General features: G+C 54.1%; 20 protein-coding genes. 3 read left to right on the top strand and 17 right to left on the bottom strand.

Annotation, left to right across the window (positions count from 1 at the left end; all coding sequences use genetic code 11):
• The 4 genes from ACP5EL_RS04560 to ACP5EL_RS04575 all read right to left on the bottom strand — a co-directional run.
• Positions 1–736, bottom strand: a 736-nt coding sequence (locus tag ACP5EL_RS04560; RefSeq protein ID WP_428401292.1) for an HAD family hydrolase, incomplete at its 3' end; no start/stop codon positions are given.
• Between the two features lie 65 nt (positions 737–801).
• Positions 802–2,286, bottom strand: coding sequence for a glutamate synthase-related protein (locus ACP5EL_RS04565; protein ID WP_428401293.1), 1,485 nt, complete (start codon positions 2,284–2,286; stop codon positions 802–804).
• A gap of 27 nt (positions 2,287–2,313) precedes the next feature.
• Positions 2,314–2,559, bottom strand: coding sequence for a DUF2769 domain-containing protein (locus tag ACP5EL_RS04570; RefSeq protein WP_428401294.1), 246 nt, complete (start codon positions 2,557–2,559; stop codon positions 2,314–2,316).
• 73 nt (positions 2,560–2,632) lie between these two features.
• On the bottom strand, positions 2,633–3,958 hold the full coding sequence (locus ACP5EL_RS04575; RefSeq protein ID WP_428401295.1) for a pyridoxal phosphate-dependent aminotransferase: 1,326 nt from the start codon (positions 3,956–3,958) through the stop codon (positions 2,633–2,635).
• Between the two features lie 468 nt (positions 3,959–4,426).
• Between ACP5EL_RS04575 and ACP5EL_RS04580 the strand changes: the two genes are divergently transcribed.
• On the top strand, positions 4,427–5,830 hold the full coding sequence (locus tag ACP5EL_RS04580; RefSeq protein ID WP_428401297.1) for a dihydrolipoyl dehydrogenase: 1,404 nt from the start codon (positions 4,427–4,429) through the stop codon (positions 5,828–5,830).
• Positions 5,831–5,930: 100 nt separating this feature from the next.
• Here the strand turns inward: ACP5EL_RS04580 and ACP5EL_RS04585 are convergent, their stop codons facing one another.
• The 13 genes from ACP5EL_RS04585 to ACP5EL_RS04645 form a co-directional block, all read right to left on the bottom strand.
• Positions 5,931–6,296: a DUF1622 domain-containing protein gene (locus ACP5EL_RS04585; RefSeq protein WP_428401298.1), complete on the bottom strand. Its 366-nt coding sequence runs from the start codon at positions 6,294–6,296 to the stop codon at positions 5,931–5,933.
• Positions 6,297–6,408: 112 nt separating this feature from the next.
• A complete protein-coding gene (locus tag ACP5EL_RS04590) occupies positions 6,409–6,531 on the bottom strand; it encodes a hypothetical protein (protein ID WP_428401299.1) in 123 nt (40 codons plus the stop codon).
• 49 nt (positions 6,532–6,580) lie between these two features.
• Positions 6,581–8,569, bottom strand: coding sequence for a glycoside hydrolase family 15 protein (locus ACP5EL_RS04595; protein WP_428401300.1), 1,989 nt, complete (start codon positions 8,567–8,569; stop codon positions 6,581–6,583).
• A 6-nt stretch (positions 8,570–8,575) separates the two neighbouring features.
• On the bottom strand, positions 8,576–9,676 hold the full coding sequence (locus tag ACP5EL_RS04600; RefSeq protein ID WP_428401301.1) for a glucose 1-dehydrogenase: 1,101 nt from the start codon (positions 9,674–9,676) through the stop codon (positions 8,576–8,578).
• Between the two features lie 63 nt (positions 9,677–9,739).
• Positions 9,740–9,886, bottom strand: a complete 147-nt coding sequence (locus ACP5EL_RS04605) for a hypothetical protein (RefSeq protein WP_428401302.1) — start codon at positions 9,884–9,886, stop codon at positions 9,740–9,742.
• Positions 9,887–11,668 (bottom strand): transketolase, encoded by a 1,782-nt coding sequence (locus ACP5EL_RS04610; protein ID WP_428401303.1) that lies wholly within the window; start codon positions 11,666–11,668, stop codon positions 9,887–9,889.
• 27 nt (positions 11,669–11,695) lie between these two features.
• Positions 11,696–12,340 (bottom strand): ribulose-phosphate 3-epimerase, encoded by a 645-nt coding sequence (locus ACP5EL_RS04615; RefSeq protein WP_428401304.1) that lies wholly within the window; start codon positions 12,338–12,340, stop codon positions 11,696–11,698.
• The gene (locus ACP5EL_RS04620) at positions 12,337–12,972 is read right to left on the bottom strand and encodes a cyclase family protein (RefSeq protein WP_428401305.1); all 636 of its coding nucleotides are present in this window, start codon (positions 12,970–12,972) and stop codon (positions 12,337–12,339) included. Before ACP5EL_RS04620 ends, ACP5EL_RS04615 begins: the two co-directional genes overlap by 4 nt.
• On the bottom strand, positions 12,969–14,417 hold the full coding sequence (gene zwf, locus ACP5EL_RS04625; RefSeq protein WP_428401306.1) for a glucose-6-phosphate dehydrogenase: 1,449 nt from the start codon (positions 14,415–14,417) through the stop codon (positions 12,969–12,971). Before zwf ends, ACP5EL_RS04620 begins: the two co-directional genes overlap by 4 nt.
• Entirely contained in the window at positions 14,414–15,310 is an 897-nt protein-coding gene (gnd, locus tag ACP5EL_RS04630; protein ID WP_428401307.1) for a phosphogluconate dehydrogenase (NAD(+)-dependent, decarboxylating), read from the bottom strand. The genes zwf and gnd overlap by 4 nt, the downstream gene beginning before the upstream one ends.
• Before the next feature lie 48 nt (positions 15,311–15,358).
• The gene (locus tag ACP5EL_RS04635; protein ID WP_428401309.1) at positions 15,359–16,153 is read right to left on the bottom strand and encodes a transaldolase family protein; all 795 of its coding nucleotides are present in this window, start codon (positions 16,151–16,153) and stop codon (positions 15,359–15,361) included.
• Between the two features lie 67 nt (positions 16,154–16,220).
• Positions 16,221–17,282, bottom strand: a complete 1,062-nt coding sequence (locus tag ACP5EL_RS04640) for a glucokinase (protein ID WP_428401310.1) — start codon at positions 17,280–17,282, stop codon at positions 16,221–16,223.
• Positions 17,283–17,467: 185 nt separating this feature from the next.
• On the bottom strand, positions 17,468–17,566 hold the full coding sequence (locus ACP5EL_RS04645) for a C2H2-type zinc finger protein (RefSeq protein WP_316968815.1): 99 nt from the start codon (positions 17,564–17,566) through the stop codon (positions 17,468–17,470).
• Between the two features lie 257 nt (positions 17,567–17,823).
• Here ACP5EL_RS04645 and ACP5EL_RS04650 point away from each other — a divergent pair, with 257 nt between their 5' ends.
• Complete coding sequence (locus tag ACP5EL_RS04650) at positions 17,824–18,576, top strand: hypothetical protein (protein ID WP_428401311.1); 753 nt, start codon at positions 17,824–17,826, stop codon at positions 18,574–18,576.
• 183 nt (positions 18,577–18,759) lie between these two features.
• The coding region (locus ACP5EL_RS04655) for a class I SAM-dependent methyltransferase (RefSeq protein WP_428401312.1) at positions 18,760–19,051 on the top strand (292 nt) is incomplete at its 3' end.

Here is a 19,051-nt window from a genome sequence, read left to right on the forward strand (position 1 = left end):
TGTTGTGCTCTTCGATCCTGAGCCGGACGATCTCAGGGACAGTCTCAGGTTCTGCGATCCATCTATCCTCGATGACGCCGCTGGAGTGGAGGCTCTCTTTGGTGAAGGGTGTGGCGATGGCCACCACGTTCATGCCTGCCGCAAGGCCGGCTTTGACACCGTTTACCGAGTCCTCAAGAACGAGGCATTCTTCCGGAGGCAGACGACCGAGCCTATCGGCGGCGAGGAGGTATATCTGAGGGTCCGGCTTTCCCAGGGTCACATCCTCCGCCGTCAGGACGGCATCCAGATAATCCTCGATCCCCAGGGCCCCTATCACATGCTGGACGTCCTTTCGCTTGGAGAGGGTCGTTAGGGCGGTCTTGCACGAGAACTCTCTGGCCGTCCGCAAAACGGCCATGGCATGAGGCCACTGGTTGTCCCTGATGACCTGGGGGTCGCCGATGATATCATAGTAGATCTCGTACCTAACCGCCGTCAGAGCGTCTTCGGGATTGGAGACGCCGTACCTGGCCATGATCGGCCGAAGATCCTCCACGAGCCCCAGTTTGTTCATAACATACCTGGAGGTCGTCTCCCTGGAAGCGCCCACAACCTCCCGATACGCCTCGCCGGCCCTGTAATCCGGCTCCAGCAGTCCTCGTATGACTTGAACCGCCTTGGAGTATGCCAGGGCCTTCAACTTCTCCGTCTGGACCAAGACGCCGTCCAGATCAAAGATGATAGCCTGTATCATCGGTCTCTTCCTCCGATATGTGGCACCCTATGAAATTCAGACCTCCTAATTCATCTATCTGGAGGTCATACATGCTCGATCTCGGTGTGATTCGAGATCTCCGAGCTTGTGGTGCAGAGATCCTCCAAGGATAGGTGGCAAAGATCGTCGTTTCCCGTTAGCCTGGCAAAGGCCTTCAGCTCCTCGATGGATACCGCCAAAAAGTTTTCTAGCTTTTTTGCAGATATCTCGACCCTCAAACGGGCTCTCAGCTCCTCATCCTGGGTTGTGACCCCCACGGGGCATTTGCCAGTGTCACAGAGTCGATACTGTTGACAGGCCGTGGCCATCAAAGCCGCTGTTCCGATAGCCACCGCGTCGGCCCCCATCGCCAGGGCCTTTGCGAAGTCGGAGGATATCCTCAGCCCCCCGGTGATGATCAGAGATATTTCCTTTGCGCCCTTTTTGTCCAGGAACTTTCTAGCTCTGTAGAGGGCAAAGATGGTGGGAATGGAGGTGGCATCTTTGACGAACTTGGGGGATGCAGCCGTCGCCCCAGGCCTACCATCTATGGTTATGAAGTCGGGCTGGGCGTAAACCGCCACCTCCAGATCCTTCTCGACGTTTCCTGCGGCGAACTTTATACCGATCGGTTTGCCGCCAGACCTCTCCCTCAGCCACGAAACCTTCTCCAATAGATCGTCTCTGTTTCTAATATCGTCAAAGCTCGCCGGGCTGACGATATCCTTTCCTTTCGGAAACCCCCTCATATCAGCTATCTCTTCGGTGACCTTCTCGGCGGGTAGATGGCCACCCATGCCGGGTTTGGCTGACTGGCCTATCTTTATCTCGATGGCGTCCGATCTCCTGAGATTCTCGTCAGATAGGCTGTACCTGTTGGGAACATACTCGAAGATGTACCTGTGGGCGTTTTCCATCTCTTCTCTCAGGATGCCACCCTCTCCAGAGCAGATGGCAGTCCCAACCGCCGCGCTGCCTTTGGCAAGGGCTATCTTGACGTCCCTAGACAACGCTCCGAAGGACATGTGAGTGACGTAGATGGGGGCCTCTATGATCATGGGATGCTCGGCCCCGGGACCTATCACAGTCCTCGTATTTACGGGAACATCCTCATTCAGGGGGATCTTGGCGAGCTGGGCCCCTTTAATGAGGATCTTATCCCAGGACAGGACATACCTTGTGGTCCTCATGGGCTCGATTATCGACTCGGCGGTGGCTGAGATCTTGTGGATATCTGCCATCTGCCGCTCAAGCTCGTCCGACTCCCTCTTCCATTCTCCGAGGTAGCTTTCAAGGTCGCCTTTTATGATGTGGGAGAAGGTAATCTTATGCTTCTCCCCGCATACTGGGCATTCGATCGTCTGTTCTTTGCTTACTATTTCGTCTTCTTTTATCGGCTTTAGATGGTTCTTGTCAGATCTGCAGATGGGACATTGCCACCCTTTGGGAAAATCTATTGGATCGGTTCCGGGATCTACGTCCGTTGCAGAGCTTCCTCTCTCGGAGTCGTATTCAAAAACCTGGCAGACGTCACAACGATATCTGGTCATAAAAACAGCCTTCCAAAAAAAATATTATTAGGTCTGCTCCTTTTCAGATCCCCTCAAACAGTAGTACATCTTCGAAAGCTCCATCTTCTCGTAGACGGGACACCCACCACATATGCATCCCTTTTCCTCGGATATGCAACCACTCTTGCCTATCGTCACAAAACAGAACCCGCCCTCTTCGCCGCACTCCACAAAGCTGGGGCAGCTCTTGCAGGTGCACATATCCAGAACCATCTGTTTTCTCTTCTCCATCTCTGCCCTGTCCATCTCCATAATATCCAACCTCCACCTATCTTCAGAAACTTACCTAATAAAGAATTATCCCTCGGTCGATCCCGCCGGCGGATCATCTCTTCTTGATCTTGTCTACGTACTTTTTAAGCTCTGCGACTCCTGTGAACATTCGGGTGCCCTCTTCCCTGGCGAAGACGGACTCCGCTGATCTAGACTTGGGCGGATCTTCTCTGAAGGCTTCAAAGGCCCTCTTTCCGTCGTAATCGACGAAGGCCATCCGTGCGGAGAAGTTGTCGGGCTTCACCATGATGGCATCCCCAGTGACGGTGGTAATGTGGTGGGGGTGATCTATGAGGGATTTTGCCAGCTCGTTTGAGCTCATAACACCTCTCTTCTTCAGCTCTTCTGAGAGCTGGTTGAAGTCCGCCAGCAGATAGAAGGCCCCCTCTGGCTTTGTGGCACGGATCCCGTCGATTTCGTTGAGGGACTGAGATATCTCCGTTCCCATGATCCTGTGGATCTCTCTTGTGATCCTGAAATACTCCTCGATCTCCTCATTAGGCTCGTAAACGGTGATGGCGGCATTCTGAGTTGGGGTGGAGACGTTGGTATAAACGGTGGCTGCAACCTTTGTGAAATCGTTTTTCAACTTATCTGAACAATACTCGGGCAGAATGCAGCTTCCGAGGCGGTACCCTCCTGCAGATCTATCCTTGGACAACCCGTTTGTTACGAAGGATCCCTCCGGATAAATCCGTCCCATGCTTGTGAAATTCTCGAACCTGTAGGTGGTCAGGGCGTAAATCTCGTCCGATAGGATTAAGGTGTGACGATCTCTGCAGACCTGAGCGATCTTTTCCATTTCCCCGCGGGTGTATACGGCACCCGTGGGGTTGTGGGGGTTGTTCAGTATCAGTAGGTGCTGCTCTTCAGGGAGTTTCGTGAGAAGATCTTCCAGGCTTTGAGGGTCGATCTTGTAACCATTCTCGGCCTCCATTTGGAGTATATGATACTCCTTTCCGTGGAGTTTCAGCTGAGGGGCGTAACCGATCCACGAGGGGGAGGGTATTATTACAGAACCACCCAGTATGAAGAATAGGGTGTACATCAAACCCTTTGTGCCGTGGCCAACCACTATCCTGGAGGGATCCACATCAAGGCCGAAGTGTCTCTTATTGAATCCAGAGATGGCCTTTCGGAGCTCCTCAATACCTTCAGCGGCGGAATAGTGGCCCATATGGGCGCTCCCTCCCAAAGAACGCTCCAGAGGTGGGGGGACGTGAAAGGGGGATTGGCCAAATCCAAAACTATAAAACTCCATGTTGCACCCGATTTTGTCGCATCTTTTCCTCTGTTCAGCAACGAACAGCCCCACCCGAAGGTTTTCCGGCATGGATATATCGTCAACTCTCGGATCTACCATTATCTCACACATCATCGATCCTCCCGGATTTCTAGCTGTAGAATTCTTTTGTAGTGATATTATATATAATTATTTGTAATCCTTTTATAAAGAAGATTATTTGAAGGATATTAAATGTATGTATTCTTCATTATTCTGTTTTGATGCGGAAAACATCAAAGGTTATATAATTCAAGAATCATGGTGATTAATAGGTAAAATTTAAATATCATTGAATCATTAAAAACTAGAATAGTTTTTGTTAAAACCCAAACAAGGTGTTAGCCGATGGATCAGATTCAAAGATATGAACCCGAAGCTGCCGTATTTTCGATAGAGGTGGTTTATTTTGCCGCCCATTGTCGCGATCCACGGAATCTAGGTCCATCCCACGTTCACGTTTGAAACCCACGTTCACGTTTGAAACGATGGTATATGTTCACCTAATGCTCAAAACCATCAAGTCAAACGATTTGCATCAATGGTGTCGAAGGATGTGATTCTATGGAAGAATTTGATGTGATTGTAATCGGCTCCGGCGGAGGGTTGCACGTCGCCTCCGTCGCCCTCAAGAAAGGGATGAAAGTTGCTCTGATGGAGCGCGGTCCCCTGGGCGGGACCTGTCTGAACAACGGATGTATCCCTTCGAAGATGCTTATCCATCCCGCGGACGTGATACGAAACCTGGAAGAAGGGAGAAAGGTTGGGATCGAGGGCCACATAGACCGGATAGATTTCCAGAAGATTATGGAACGGATGCGCTCGGTGATAAGCCGATCTGTTTCGGGTATGGAGGAGTCGATCAGGTCGGAGGAGGGTCTGACCTGGTTTCGGGATACCGCCGAGTTTGTGGGAGAATACACCCTCAGATCTGGCGGCAGAACTCTGACGGCCCCGAAGATAGTTATAGCCTCGGGTGCCCGGCCCCTCATCCCCCCCATCCCGGGACTTGTGGATGCCGAGTTTATGGATAACGTTTCGGTCCTCGATCTCGAGAGGCTGCCTGAGAGCCTCGTCATCATGGGTGGGGGCTATATAGGCTGCGAGTATGCCCACTTCTTCTCCGCCATGGGGACTGAGGTAACCCTCGTTGGGAGAAATCCCAATCTCCTTCCCAATGAAGATCCGGAGATACGCGAGATCGTCGAGAGATCACTCTCGAAGAGGATGGGGGTATACACCGGCCACGAGATATTCAAGGTGGAAAGAGAAGGTGGCAAGAAGGTGGTCTTTGCCCGGAAGACGGCAGACGGCTCGATAGAGAAGATCGAGGCAGAGGAGATTATGGTGGCCGTCGGAAGGAGGTCCAACGCAGACCTCCTCAAGCCGAAGATGACGGGGGTCGAGACGGACAAACGGGGGTGGATCGTGGTAAATGACCGCCTGGAAACGACAAAGCCGGGAATATGGGCACTGGGAGATGCCACGGGGAGGTTCATGTTCAGGCATACCGCCAACTACGAGGCGGAGGTGGTATCTCATAATATCTTCGAGGCCACCGGCGAGGATGATATGAAGGTGGCCGATTTCCATGCCGTCCCTCACGCCGTTTTCACTTATCCGCCCGTAGCCGCCGTGGGGTTGACCGAATCTGAGGCCAGAGAGTCGGGGTACAAAATCCTGGTGGGCAGGGCCAAGTACACCGATGTGGCCAAAGGCGTTGCCATGGCCGAAGAGGACGGATTTGTGAAGGCGGTAGTCGAAGAGGATAGTATGAAGATTCTGGGAATATCCGTAGTGGGCTCTGAGGCCCCGGAGCTGGTCCAGCAGGTGGTCTACCTTATGAACACCGAATACCAGGACTTTATGCCCCTCATCGAGTCCCAGGTGATCCATCCCACCATAAGCGAGGTGATCGCCCACGCCTTCGCAAACCTGGAACATCCCCACCATCACGCCGAAGAATGACGGGACTTTGGCCCAGGGCTTCGGTCTCAAATCGGGATATCGAGAGTTGGGATATCGGGACGGATATAGCCCCGGGCGCACCTTTATCCTAGCCCCGGGCTCAATCCCTTTTTTCCTTCTGCCAGGGCCAGCGCTCCTCTATCTCCACCACCAAAGTCCAGCTCAACATGGTTCTGATGACCACCAGCAGCCCCAGGCTGGTGAGATTGACCAAGTTGAGCTCCACGGTCACCGTCTTGATTATATCGGCGGCTACCAGTATCTCAAGGCCCAGGAGGAGAGTCTTTCCAATGCTAATCCTGAGGGGGCTGATTCCGTCTGATGAACCCCACCGTTCCATCCTCCCTCTCAGGTATCCAAAGACCGCAGCAGCGATGCCCACAATTATTACTGCCACACCGAAGACCTGCAAAAGGAGGCTTACCGCCTCGATCCAGTAGGGGAGGCTAGACAACAGATCGTCCATGACCATCATTTCAGCAAGCTATTGGATGCTGAAGCCACTCTGCCAGGCTATCTCGGCCTTGACCGAATATTGCTGCAGGAGAATTGAAGGGGGATCGGCTCATACCAACCCATCAGCCGTTCTTCATCTCATCCGGATGGTTCTCTTGGGCGTGCTTTTCCATCTCCTCTTTGGTGGCGAAGATCATGCCACAAAATTTGCACTTAAACTCCTCGGCTATAATATCTCCCTCCAAATCCGTTTTCGCCTTTCATCGGTATTCAACCTTTCGTCCAATTTCCCAATCAAGATCGATATGTTGCGGCTTCAAGCTTGATTCTTTTCTCTATAAACCTGCCGACAGCATCTACAAATTCGGCATGGCTCCAGGTCAAGGGGGCTACAGATACCGACTCTCCCGTAAGGGGATGGACCTGCTCAGGCATGACCCCCGTCTCTAAAGAGCAATCTGCGGCCCATCTGATCAGCTCAGAGGCTCTCGCCAGGTCCTCCTCCCCCTCAGCCTTGGCGATGTACCATTTGGCCAGCCAGAGGGTGCAGATCGGCCAGGGATTTCCGACGCTATCGGGCGATTGTCTCCGGTACAGATCGTCCTGATATCTGGCAAGGCCTCCCTTCCCCTCCACCCAGAGGGTATCTTCCACCTCACTCATCGTTTTGACCACGAGAGGATCATCGGCCGGCAGAACTCCGAATTCGAAGAGGGCGTAGACGCTGCTGTCCACCACCGAATCGAGCTTCTTTTTGCCGACGTCTGTACCTTCGTACTTAAGCCCCCGAACGATGGCGTCCCTCTCCGGATCGTACAGCTCCCTCAACATCAGCTCCTTTATCTCGCCGTATCCGTCCTTGCACAGCTCGCAGACGGTGCTGTCTCCAAAGAGCTGAGCGAGACTTTCGGCGGCGTTCAGGCCCGCGTATACCGCCGAGATGGTGAAGGTGAAGACGCCCCGCCTCTCCTCCCAGAGGTCGTAGCTCTCCATGGGGAGGCCGTTTGGATAGCGATAGTCGTTCATGAACTCGGCCGCTTTCTTGACCAGAGGCTCGTACAGCTCCCTGACGAACTCCAGATCCCTCGTCGACCGGAAGTACTCCCATAGAGCATATATCACCAGAGCCGTCTCATCCTCCTGGATGGGGAGGGAGGGAGAGCCGTGGTCGACCCAAGGGTGCCAGCTGCTGCCCAGGGTCCCGTCGGGGTTGTACTTGTGCAGAAGGCACCCCATCCACCAGAGGACGTCCTTACAAAATCTGAAGAAGGGTTTGGCGAGGTCAGGAAATCCGGCCCTGATCATGGCCATGGAGACTAAAGCGCCGTCTCGTGCCCACATGTAGCTGTAGGTGTCCTTGTTGTAGGCGCTGTTATCCGAGTCGTTTGCAGCTATGATAGCGCCGCAGGAGTCGGTCTGGGTCTTGATCATCAATAGAGATCTCCTGTACAGGCGGATGATATCCTCGTCCAGCCCGGTCGTGTCTATGATTGCCCTCTCGACCCAGGCTCTCTGGCGAGCCTCTGCATCTTCCAGCAGGGACTCTGGGCCATCTTCCAGGATCATGTTACTAAGTCTATAAACTTCGTTGAAATTTTTCCCTGCTGCCATGTAATAATATACGGCCTCATTCCCCATTGCTGGGATCTTTAGAGTCAATCCCACGGTGGAGTCCACCGTTCCCTGAGTAACGGGATTTTTCGATAGTAACCCATCTTCGGCGTCCCGGAAGGTCCCCTCAAAGCCTTCGCCTTCGGAAAGCCCTATGGTGTAGTCGTCAAGATCGCTTTTTATGCGACCGCCATCTCCAGACTTCAGGGCTCCGATTAAAAAATACCTGGCCCTCTTGTAATGGATCACCACATTGTGGTCCATCTGATAGACCGCGGTATCACCTATGCCGTCGCCGTAGAGGTGAAAGTCATTGTAAAAGAATATGCTAAACTCTCTATCACGATCTTCAAGGTTCCTTATGGTTATCTTCCTCAAGAATATATCCGCCTCAAATAAGACGGTCTCCTCCAGGGACAGCTCCACCCTGAGGTCTCCATTGGTCGCCCGGTTCTCGGTGACGAGAACTTCATCTTTATACCCCAGCCTCCTCTCCCACCCCTGGTCGTTTATCCAGGAGAGGCGGCCGTCGACGTAAACCCCCACCTTCTGAGCATGGCCGAGGAGATGGTTCTCCTGGCCGACATGGGGAAAATATATGTCTCTAACCTGAAGCCATTTGTCGATGTTCACCAGGAGAGACTGGTTTCCCAGGACTATATGTCGGGTCATATGTATTCATCCTCTCGATGGGCCGTTGAAGTCGATTACCACCTTTATATTATCTTTCATGGAAGAGAATGCCTCTTTGAAATCCTCCAGGGGGTATCTGGCGGTGATGAGCTTTGAGAGGGATCCCGGCCACCTCTCTTCTATGGCCAATAGGTCGGAGATACCCCTCTCAAAATCCAGCCGGTGAGCGTTGACCGTCCCCACCACGGCCCTGTTCCCCAGGACCAGTCCCTGATTGAAACAGTCGCTGCATATCTCCATTCGCTTCTCTCCCCCGGTAATGGAGGCCAGAACCACCACCCCGTTAGTTCCAACGATCATTATGGAGTGGAGGGCGACCGTAGAGCTGCCCGTCTCTTCGACGATCAGGTCGATCTGCTTTCCCACCACCTTCGGGATATCGTGGAGTTCTGTCCGTTTGGTGTTGAAGTGAAGGACTCCGAGCTCGGAGAAGATTTTGGCCTTATAGTCGTCGTCGGACCTGTCGACCGATAGGACCTCAAGACCCCTCAGCCTGAGGAGCATCGCCGTCAGAAGGCCCAGAGAACCCGTCCCCGTGACCATCGCCACCTCCGGGCGCCAGGTCAATCTCTCCTGGACCCTGAAGGCCATCCTGACCGCCTTTTCGGCCACGCTCATCGGCTCCAGAAGAACGGCAAGCTCACCCAAATCCTCCGGAACCTTTATCAAAAAATCCTCTTTTTCCAGGTAATACTCGGAGAGGAAGCCGTGGAGTCCTTTTATCCCTCTCTCCCGGTAGTCACCCAGAAGGCACATGTCGTACTCGCCGGCCTGGCAGTTGATGCAGCCGTCCGGCCTTCTGACGGTGGCCACCACCATCTCCCCGGGACGAAAGGATTTTACATCCTTTCCGATCCCCTCCACCCTGCCCAGGGACTCGTGGCCCGGGATCAAGATCTCTTCACCCGAAGGCGGGGTGCCATAGACCCCGTCAAAGATCTCCTTATCGGTTCCGTCGAGGCCCACGGAATGGACCTTGACGAGGACCTCATCGTCGCCCGGGTCGGGAAGGTCGACGTCGATCAGCCGAGCGCTATCCTTCTCTTTGGGACGAACCGCCGCAGCCTTCATGAAAGATCGCTCCAATATCTACCTCAGCCTTACCAATTCGTCTTCTAGCAAATATGGGCCCCACATTAATCTTCGGGCTCATACTTTCATCAGCTCGATCCCCAAGTCCTCGATCATGGACCGGTCCACCTCCCTGATATCCTCCTCGGCGAGGGAGGTCAGGCCTTCTTGACGGAAGGGTATCATGTTCTTCTGTGAATCGTACTCTCTTGGCTTTTTTGGCATCTAGTCTTTGATGATGCTCTCAGCCAGCTGGACTATGGAGGAGGCTACGATGCCGTACTCTTCCATCAGCTCCTGGGGACTCCCAGATCTTGGAATGCCACTTATGCAGAGCTTTCTTATGTGCTCCAGAGCCTCAGATATGTAGGAGGCGATCCCGTAGCAGTAATGGTCCTCCACTACCATCGCCCTCTCTTTGCATTCCTGGGCGTTTTTGACGAGCCCCGCCGAGTCGAAGGGCTTTATGGAGTAGAGATCGATCACCCTTATCGAAATCCCCTTCTCCCGCAGAATTTCATATGCTGTCAGCGCCTCGTTCAGGGTGATCCCCGCCGAGATGACTAGGGCATCATCGTTGTCGCTTCTCTTGAGAACCTTGAAGCCGCCGAGGGGAAACTCCTCCTCCCCGCCGTATACCACTGGCGTCTCGCCTCTGGTGGTCCTGAGATAAGCGATCCCCTCAAACCTCATCATCTCCCTCATCAGCCCCTCAGTGGAGACGGCATCGCTGGGGTAGAGGACGATCGAGTCAGGCATGCTCAGGAACATGGGAAGGTCTTCAAGGCCCATCTGAGATGGGCCGTCCTGTCCGATGCTGACCCCCACGTGGGATCCGACGAACTTTATGTTGGATCTGGAGTACTGGGCCATGCGTATGAAGTCGTGGGCCCTGGTGAGGAATGTGGCAAATGTGGAGATGACGGGAACAAAACCCATGGCAGAAAAGCCTATGGCCATGCCCACCATGTTCTGCTCGGCTATGAAGGCCTGAAAGCACCTATCAGGGAACTCTTTGCAGAACGCCTCCGTCATAGTAGAGTTTCTGACGTCGGCATCGACGACCACCACCCTCCCGTTGACCTTTCCAATTTTGACCAGGGCGTTGCCGAAGGCCTTCCTGGTGGAGACCCGATCCCCCATCTCGTAATCATCGCCGATGAAATCGACAAACTCGAAGGGAGGCGGCCTTCTGTATCTCACATTGGATGGAAGGCTTATCCCGACTTCCCCGATCTCGGCCAGGGCTCTTCCGAGCTGCTCTCGATTTAGGGCCTTGCCGTGCCAGCCCTCTTTGTCCACCAGGAACGATACCCCTCTGCCCTTGAAGGTTCTGGCAACTATGGCAAAGGGCCCTCTGCTCTTTCTGGCATCCCTGAAGGCGGCCAACAGCTCCTCCACCCGGTGACCATCTACCTGGGCAGCCTCCCATCCGAAGGCCTCGAACTTTCTGGCATAGGCCTCGGTGTCGTGGCCGTGCATGGTGGGGCCCGACTGGCCGAGTCGGTTCACGTCGATTATGGCGCAGAGGCCGCCGAGACCGTAGTAGGCGGCGGTGTTGGCCGTCTCCCAGACCGACCCCTCGGCCACCTCCCCGTCCCCCATGAGGACGTAAACTCGGCCCGGATCTCCCGCCAGCCTCTTGGCCAGAGCCATCCCCGCCCCCGCCGCCAGACCCTGCCCCAGGCTCCCCGTGGCCACCCGGATCAAGGGCATCCTGGGGGTGGGGTGCCCCTCCAACCTGCTGGTGATCTCTCTCAAGGTCTCCAGCTCCTCCAGGGGCACAAAGCCGGCCTCGGCATAGGCAGACCATAGGATGGGTGCGGCGTGACCCTTGGAGAGTATGAACTCATCCTCCTTCTCCAGCTCATGAAAGAAGAGGGTGCTCATGATCTCCGCCGCCGACATGCAGGAGGTGGGATGTCCAGAACCCGCGGCAGTGGTTGACCTCATCGAATCTATCCTGAGCTTGTCGGCCATCTGGGCCAGTTCATCAACGGATGCCATATTATATCACCCATATATTATTAGGAACTAAAATTTTAAACCTATCATATCCTTCAAACGGGATAGCGACCTTCCTACATCCTCAGACTTCAGAAGGTAAGAGCCTGATACGAAGAGGTTGGCTCCCGCATCCTTTGCGAGCTTGATGGTATCGACGTCGATCCCGCCGTCTACCTCGATATCCAGATTCTCTCTGATCCTCCTCAGCTCCGCGACCTTCTGGAGGGGCTCGGAGAGGAAGGCTCCCCCGTAGGCTCCCGGCTCCACCGTCATTATCAGGACCTCGTCCACCCGGGGGATTAGGGGCATGATCACTTCGAGGGGGGTCTCGGGCCTGAGGGCAACCCCCACCCTCTTGCAGAGATCCCTCCCCAGATCCAGGATCCTTTCGGGCTCGGGAGTAGGGCAGCATTCTGCGTGGACCAGGAGGGAGTCGAACTTATCGGCGTTCCTCTCGATCCAGGTGGCAGGATCTCTCACCATCAGCTGGGCCTCGTATCGGTTGCCAGTATCAGGAAGCTCGAAGTCGAACTCCAGGGAGGTGTTGGGAACGAAGTATCCGTCCATCACGTCAAGCTGCATCCAATCCAGGTGGTCTTTCAGCCGGTGGACTATCCCCTCCAGCTCCTGCTGCCTGTTGGCGATGACGGCTCCGAGGATGACATCCTTCATAATAGCCCCTCCACCAGGACGGCCCTCACCGGAGAGCCGTCCCCATCTCTGATCTTCAGGGGGAGGCCTATGAAAAGATACCTTCCAGCCTCAACCCTGGAGAGGTCCAGCCCCTCAAAGATGGGTATCCCCTCCTCCAGGAGGATGCAGTGGGCAGCACAGCGGCCTGAGTGATATCTTTGGATGCTGAGATAGTCGGTCCCCACCGCCTTCATCTTCTTTCTGACCAAAAGCCCTGCCCCCTCATCGGTCAGATAGATGAAATCCTCTCTGAAGTCGCCGTAACCTGTGGTGGAGTTTTTCGTCTTGAATAAGACTATCTCCCCTTTCTCTATCTTTTCTGCTGCGAGTTCTTCCTCGCCTATGCCCTCTCCAAAGTCCAGGTACCCCAAATCCACCACTCTGCATTCGCCGATGCATCGGTCGAGGGGTATCGTCTCGACCCCCCCTCCGCTCCGGTCTACGTGGCGCCTGCCGTCCACGTGGGTGCCGGTATGGGCCCCGAGAGTGTATTCAGAGAGGTTCGACGAGCCTCCGGTGATTTTGTCCACCACCCTCCTTCTGAAATCGGCGTTTCCCGGATAGGTTATCATCCCCTCGTAAATCTCCAGGGATATGTCGTGGACCTTCAATCTAAAATCTCCTCCGCCAAAATCCATCTTCTTCCACACTTTTCCAGCATCTGGTCCGCCTCGTCCGGACCCATCGATCCGGCGGGATACCGGAGAACCTCTCCCCGGGACCTGATCTTGCCCATTATCCCGTCGACTAACCGCCAGCTTGCTTCGACCCCCTCCCATCTGGTAAAGAGTGTCTGATCCGCAGTTATCACCCCCTGTAGGAGAAGCTCATAGGCCTGGGGGCTCTCCAGTCCAAACTCGCATCGGTGGCAGAAGTTGAGGGTGACAGGCTTCAGGGAGCTTCCCGGCCCTGGGACCTTGGTGTTGAACTTTATCGATATGCCCTCGTGAGGCTCGATTCTCAGGGTTACCACGTTCTCGGGCGGCTTTCTCGCCACTCCGCCGTAAAGGTTCCAGGCTACCTCCTTCAGGACCAGGCTGACCTCGGAGCACTTCCTTGTTAGCCTCTTTCCCGTCCTCACATAGAAGGGAACGCCCCGGAACCTATCCGAATCCAGATGTATCTCCAGGGCTGCATAAGTTTCGGTATTCGAGCCCTCAGGGACTCCAGCCTCCTCCAAATAGGCTCCGACCTTCTCGCCTTCCACCTCACCTCTCACGTACTGGCCCACGACGATATCCTCCTCTCCGACCTCCAGAAGGGAGCGGAGGACCTCGATCTTACCAAATCTTATATCGTCAGGCTCAAGAGACCTTGGGGGTTCCATAGCCACCAGGGCCAGAACCTGGAGGAGGTGGTTTTGGATCATGTCCCGGACGGTGCCCACCCCGTCAAAGTAGCCGGCACGGCTGCCTACCCCAACCGTCTCCGCCAGGGTTATCTGGACGTTGTCCACAAAACGGTGGTTCCAGATCTCTTCAAAGACAGCGTTGGCGAACCTGAAGGCCAGAATGCTCTGGACAAGATCCTTTCCAAGATAGTGATCTACACGGTAGATATCCTCCTCTCCGAAGACGGCGGAGATCTTTTCGTTCAGGATCCTTGCGGAGTTTAAATCGTATCCGAAGGGCTTTTCCACCACTAGCCTCTTCCAGCCTTCCCCCTCCATAAGGCCCCCGGAGCCGATGGCATCAATCGCCCCGGCGAAGTACCTGGGGGAGAGGGAGAGATAAAAGATCTTGTTTCCCCGGCATCGGTGAGATGAGTCCACCTCCTTCAGAAATTCTGCAAGATCCGGATCAGGTGCCTCCCTCAGATCCATCGAATAGTAGCAGATCAGATCCTCAAAGCCTTCCAGCCCCTCATCCCGGACAAGGATGTTTTTTAGATCGAGTGATCTCAAGAAATCCTCCCGGCTCCTCTCTGCTCGAGCAAGCCCCACTATGGGGGTATTCTCGTTAATCGTCCCCTTCATGTAGAGGCTGTAGAGGGCGGGAATCAGCTTTCTTCGGGCCAGGTCCCCCGTCGCCCCGAAGAGGAGTAACATGAAGCTCATTTCTTCTTTACGGGGTGCTCCCCGAACTCCTTTCTCAGAGCGGCCAGCATCCGATGGGCCATGGAGTCCTTGTCCCGCGACGCAAATCGAGAGTTTAAGGCGTAGGCGTTGGCGATGAAAGGCACCGAATGATCGATCGCCTCTTTCACCGCCCAGCGCCCTTCACCGCTGTCGTCGACAAAGGGCTGAAGGGCCGCGAGCGCCGGGTCCTTCTCCAGGGCCTTCTCCGCCATCGCCATCAGAAATGAGGCGACTATGCTCCCGTGGTTCCAGACGTGGGCCACATCTCTCAAGTTCAGGCCTTTTAAGCTCCCGTTGGCCAGAAGATCGAAGCCCTCGGCAATGGCCTGCATCATCCCGTACTCCACGGCGTTGTGGATCATCTTCACGTAGTGGCCGCTTCCGGGAACGCCGGTATGAACGTACCCCTCTTCGACGGCCAGGGACCTCAATACAGGCTCGGCGACGGCGATACCCTCTCTTCTCCCGCCCACCATAAAACAGGCTCCATGGCGGGCACCCCCTGTTCCACCGCTGGTGCCGCAGTCCAAAAAGTAGATTCCCGACCTCCTGAGGGTCTCCTCCCGGCGTATGGAGTCGAGGTAAAGAGAGTTTCCGCCGTCCATCACCACGTCTCCATCCTTCAGGTGCGGGACCAGCTCCTCCAGTACCTGGTCGATGGTGGGCCCGGCGGGAAGAGATAGGTATATGACCCTCGGCGAGTGCAAACCCTTCACAAAGGACGGATAGTCACCCACCACTCTGACCCCCATATCCTCCAGCTCAGGCTTTCTACTCCGGGCCTTTCCCACGACGGAGAAGCCCTCGTCTACGGCGTGGAGGGCCAAGTTTCCCCCCATCCGCCCAAGGCCGATGAATCCGATCTCTCTCATTTTTATAACTCCTCTATCAGACTCTATTCAAATGAGATCTTCATCTCTTCACTCACCCAATGCGGCATATTCGGGTATGGTGTCCTCCAAAAAGCCCCTCATACCCTCCCGAGTCTTTGGATGGACCAGCATATCTCTCATGACGTACATGGGGATGGTGGCTATATCGGCTCCAGCCAGGGCCGCATCTCGGACCTGCCTCGATCCCCTGAGGCTTGCAGCCAAAACCTTCGCCTCAATCCCGTGGGAGTCGAAGATCTCGACGATCTGGGCCACCAGATCGATACCCGATACAACGCCGTCATCATCGAAGCCCTCAAGCCCCTCCGTCGGGAAGTAATCGGCCTTCTCGAACTTCATCTCAGCCCTTTTCCGGATCAGGTCGTCTATCCGACCGGCGAAGGGGCTGACGATCCTCGCCCCGGCCTTCGCGGCCATCAGGGCCTGCTCGGGGGTGAAGATGAGGGTGCAGTTGATGGGAATACCATCTCCGGCAAGCACGCGTATCGCCCTAATTCCTTCAAACTCCCTTCCTCCCTCCCCCTCAAAGGATGGGTTCACCGGGATTTTGATGTAGACGTTCTCGGCCACAGGATTGAATTTTTTATACAATTTCCTCCCTTGGGCAACCATCCCCTCAAAGGTATATTCTGTCACCTCCAGGCTCACAGGGGTGTCCCCGGCTGTGGTCAGGATCTTTTTGATATACTCCTCCAGGTCGGAGCCACCCTCCGATGCCGCCGCCTTTATCAGGCTGGGGTTTGTCGTGACGCCGTCACAGACGCCGCACCGGTATGCCTCTTCGATATCAGAGAGCTTTGCAGAATCTATGAATATTTTCATATTTGCTCCCACCTACTTCGAGTTGAGATCTTCACCAAATTAACTGCGATTTTTAGTTGATATTCCACTATTTCTGACAGGTCGGAATCCCTCTGGCCGCTGCGTTGCACGCCCCATAGAGGCTGACGTCGTAATTTAAAATCACATAAATCGGTGTCTTCTCAAGAATCTCTCTCTGTCTGTTGGCCTTCAAAAACTCGGTCTGAAACTCCGGGCTTGTGAACATCTCCCTGTTCTTGGCTGCGATCCCACCGGCGATATAAAGGCCCCCCGTGCTCATGGAGTCGAGGACGAAGTTCTTCGCACACCGTCCGTAGTATTTTGCAAATATTTTGAAGGTCTCTCTGCTCGTCTCGTCTTTCTCCTTATATTTGGAGATCAGGGCGGCCTTCTCTTCGGCACCCTCGATCTCGGAGGCGTACCGAGGATCTGAAGAGCCTTCGGTGGAGCGGTCCTTCAAATAACGGTATATCCTCTCGATGCCTCTTCCGGAGATCACCTCCTCGTAACTGACAGGGGTACCCCTGCCGGCTCTGATCTCTGCTGCGAGCTCAAGGTCAAACCTATCGTGGATAGGGAGATCCCCGTGGCCTCCCTCGCTGGATATGGGTGCATAATTCTTGCCGTCGAATGCCAAAATCGCCTTGCCCAGGCCAGTTCCTGCGCCGATTATCGACCTCGTATCCCCCCATCCGCCCGATCCGGCCTTGGCCAAGAGGAGGTCCTCTTCTGAGAGGGACTCTATACCATAGGCTATAATCTGGAAATCATTTATTATATAAAAATCTTTTATTCCCGTCACTCTCTCTATCTCCCAAGCATCCACCTCCCACGAGAGATTGGTGGGCTTGGATCTTCTGCAGCCGCTTACAGCTCCCGCCACCCCAGCACATCCCCCCTCTATTCCGATTCCGAATTTCTCATCGGCGTATTCGAGGGTCTCCTTAATCGTCGGGACGAGGGATCCGAGCTTTTGGCTCTCGAAATGGGTGGAGAAGAGAACGGTCGTCTGCTCGTCCCTCACCCCCGCCACCGCCAGGTTGGTATGGGTCCCCCCAATATCTCCCCCCAGGACGAAGAGATCGTACCCCTCTAATTTTGCTTCTTCCGCATAAGATCTAATTATCATGGTCTTCTTCTGCCTGTTAATTGAACCTTATTTTTAAATTTTATCTTAAAAGATATTTTTGATAATTTTACCTATATAGGTTCATTCCAAAAATTAATTTTAATATATTTGGTAAATTTTAAGCCTGCATGGTGTGATATACGACGCGAGCTTTTGAGAGGGGCTAAAAAATAAATTAAAACAATTTACTTTTTGTGCTCCTTTTTGTGCTTTTCGAACTCCTCTTTGGTCGAAAAAGTCTCGCCACACATCGGACACTTAAAACCTTTCTCTTCTTCAGCCAATTTAACACCTCCTATACTTTCCTTTTTTTATCCATTGTTATAATTCTATTTAGCTTTTTCTCTTAGAGAAAATACCAAATAAAATATAAAAAATAATATGTATACCTATCTCGGAAACTTTATCTATGATGGATATCCGATATAAATGGAAAAGGTTTAGGTGATAATATATGGAACCGATAAAGATGGCGTATAGGATATGTCTCCTTTCTGTATTGCTTTTTAGCCTGAGCACAATTAGCTTTGCGGCCGAGAATATGGATGAGGGGACGGAAGGATGTACGGTATCGACGCCGGACGGCTTCGACAAGTTCCTCGTCTACATGGGAGCCGGAGTTTACGACCCCGACGACCCGGAATTCACGCCGCCCGATTACATCTACTTCCAAAAGGAGGTTATGGGAAGAGACGAGGCTGCTATTGAGGCTGACAGGACCGCTGCCATGCAGTACTTCCTGGATACCTTCGGATTGGACTTCTTCGATGAGGAAGTTGTGGAGGATCCAACCTCTGTAGAGGCCATGAGCCCCCAGGGCGCGTGTCAGATGGCCGAGCTCTGCGATATTGAAGGCGTTGCCACCTTCAACGGCTTCATGCTCGATCCCAGACAGGAGTACAGAGCTTATGCGGTCTCTGAGATGACCGCTCCAGCCGAAGGCTGGGATGTCCGAGATGGTGGATGGATGGTCATGACAATCGAGGAGACCACCCTTTATGGAACCTGGGGTGGCGAAGATGGTAAGGTCGTCCCGGCTGGATCTATGCTGGTCTTTGGCGATTACAACATCGACACCGGCGATCAGCCGATCGTCATCCATTACCAGTCCGGCTCGCCGATCATTCCGGGGGCGGAGGGGATCATGTTCCTCTGCATAGTCTCGAATCCGGAGTTCGGCGAGGGACGAGCTCAGGGGATCTCCGTTCCCCAGATCCTGGAGGACGGCAGGACTCAGGCCAACATAAGGAACATCCTAACCTTCCCGGCCTATGGAAATCCGCCTGAAGCCTGAGAGGAAGGTTTGCAGCGGCGGTGGGCGTTCTGAAGTTAGGACGCCCTTCCTTATTTTTAAAAATGACAAAAATTTTAAAATTCTAACAATGCTTCTTTTAAGTCATCTTTGGCCCGAATCATCCTTAAACTTCGAGATTCGTTCTCCATAGGAAGGGCGACAGAACGGAGGAGGAAGATAGGAGTGAGGAAAGCCTGGCTGTACGACGAGGGAAAGCAGATAGGGACCGACTACGAGGACGTCTCCGAGATCCGGGCCTACGACCAGAGGATGGCGAAGATCAGGGACGTCAGAAAAGAAATTCAGGAAGTCATCGGCCTTTTGGACCTCGCGCCGGATTCGACGATCCTCGAGATCGGTACCGGTACCGGCGAGTTTCCCATCGCCGCCGTGAGCCGGTGCTCGAAGGTGATCGCCACGGACGTCTCCCTTCCCATGCTGGAGTACGCCCGCGAGAAGGCGAAAGAGAGGCTGC

Source organism: Methanocrinis sp., assembly GCF_049974945.1.
GTDB lineage: Archaea > Halobacteriota > Methanosarcinia > Methanotrichales > Methanotrichaceae > Methanocrinis.

Bases quoted from the DNA above. Each gene is read 5' to 3' on its own strand.
- ACP5EL_RS04650 (WP_428401311.1), top strand. From the start codon at position 17,824: ATGGATGAGGGGACGGAAGGATGTACGGTATCGACGCCGGACGGCTTC.
- ACP5EL_RS04605 (WP_428401302.1), bottom strand. From the start codon at position 9,886: ATGCCAAAAAAGCCAAGAGAGTACGATTCACAGAAGAACATGATACCC.
- gnd (WP_428401307.1), bottom strand. From the start codon at position 15,310: ATGAGAGAGATCGGATTCATCGGCCTTGGGCGGATGGGGGGAAACTTG.
- ACP5EL_RS04570 (WP_428401294.1), bottom strand. From the start codon at position 2,559: ATGGAGATGGACAGGGCAGAGATGGAGAAGAGAAAACAGATGGTTCTG.
- ACP5EL_RS04635 (WP_428401309.1), bottom strand. From the start codon at position 16,153: ATGAAAATATTCATAGATTCTGCAAAGCTCTCTGATATCGAAGAGGCA.
- ACP5EL_RS04595 (WP_428401300.1), bottom strand. From the start codon at position 8,569: ATGACCCGACATATAGTCCTGGGAAACCAGTCTCTCCTGGTGAACATC.
- ACP5EL_RS04615 (WP_428401304.1), bottom strand. From the start codon at position 12,340: ATGAAGGATGTCATCCTCGGAGCCGTCATCGCCAACAGGCAGCAGGAG.
- ACP5EL_RS04610 (WP_428401303.1), bottom strand. From the start codon at position 11,668: ATGGCATCCGTTGATGAACTGGCCCAGATGGCCGACAAGCTCAGGATA.
- ACP5EL_RS04640 (WP_428401310.1), bottom strand. From the start codon at position 17,282: ATGATAATTAGATCTTATGCGGAAGAAGCAAAATTAGAGGGGTACGAT.
- ACP5EL_RS04585 (WP_428401298.1), bottom strand. From the start codon at position 6,296: ATGGACGATCTGTTGTCTAGCCTCCCCTACTGGATCGAGGCGGTAAGC.
- ACP5EL_RS04565 (WP_428401293.1), bottom strand. From the start codon at position 2,286: ATGACCAGATATCGTTGTGACGTCTGCCAGGTTTTTGAATACGACTCC.
- zwf (WP_428401306.1), bottom strand. From the start codon at position 14,417: ATGAGCTTCATGTTACTCCTCTTCGGGGCGACGGGGGACCTGGCCCGA.
- ACP5EL_RS04575 (WP_428401295.1), bottom strand. From the start codon at position 3,958: ATGATGTGTGAGATAATGGTAGATCCGAGAGTTGACGATATATCCATG.
- ACP5EL_RS04580 (WP_428401297.1), top strand. From the start codon at position 4,427: ATGGAAGAATTTGATGTGATTGTAATCGGCTCCGGCGGAGGGTTGCAC.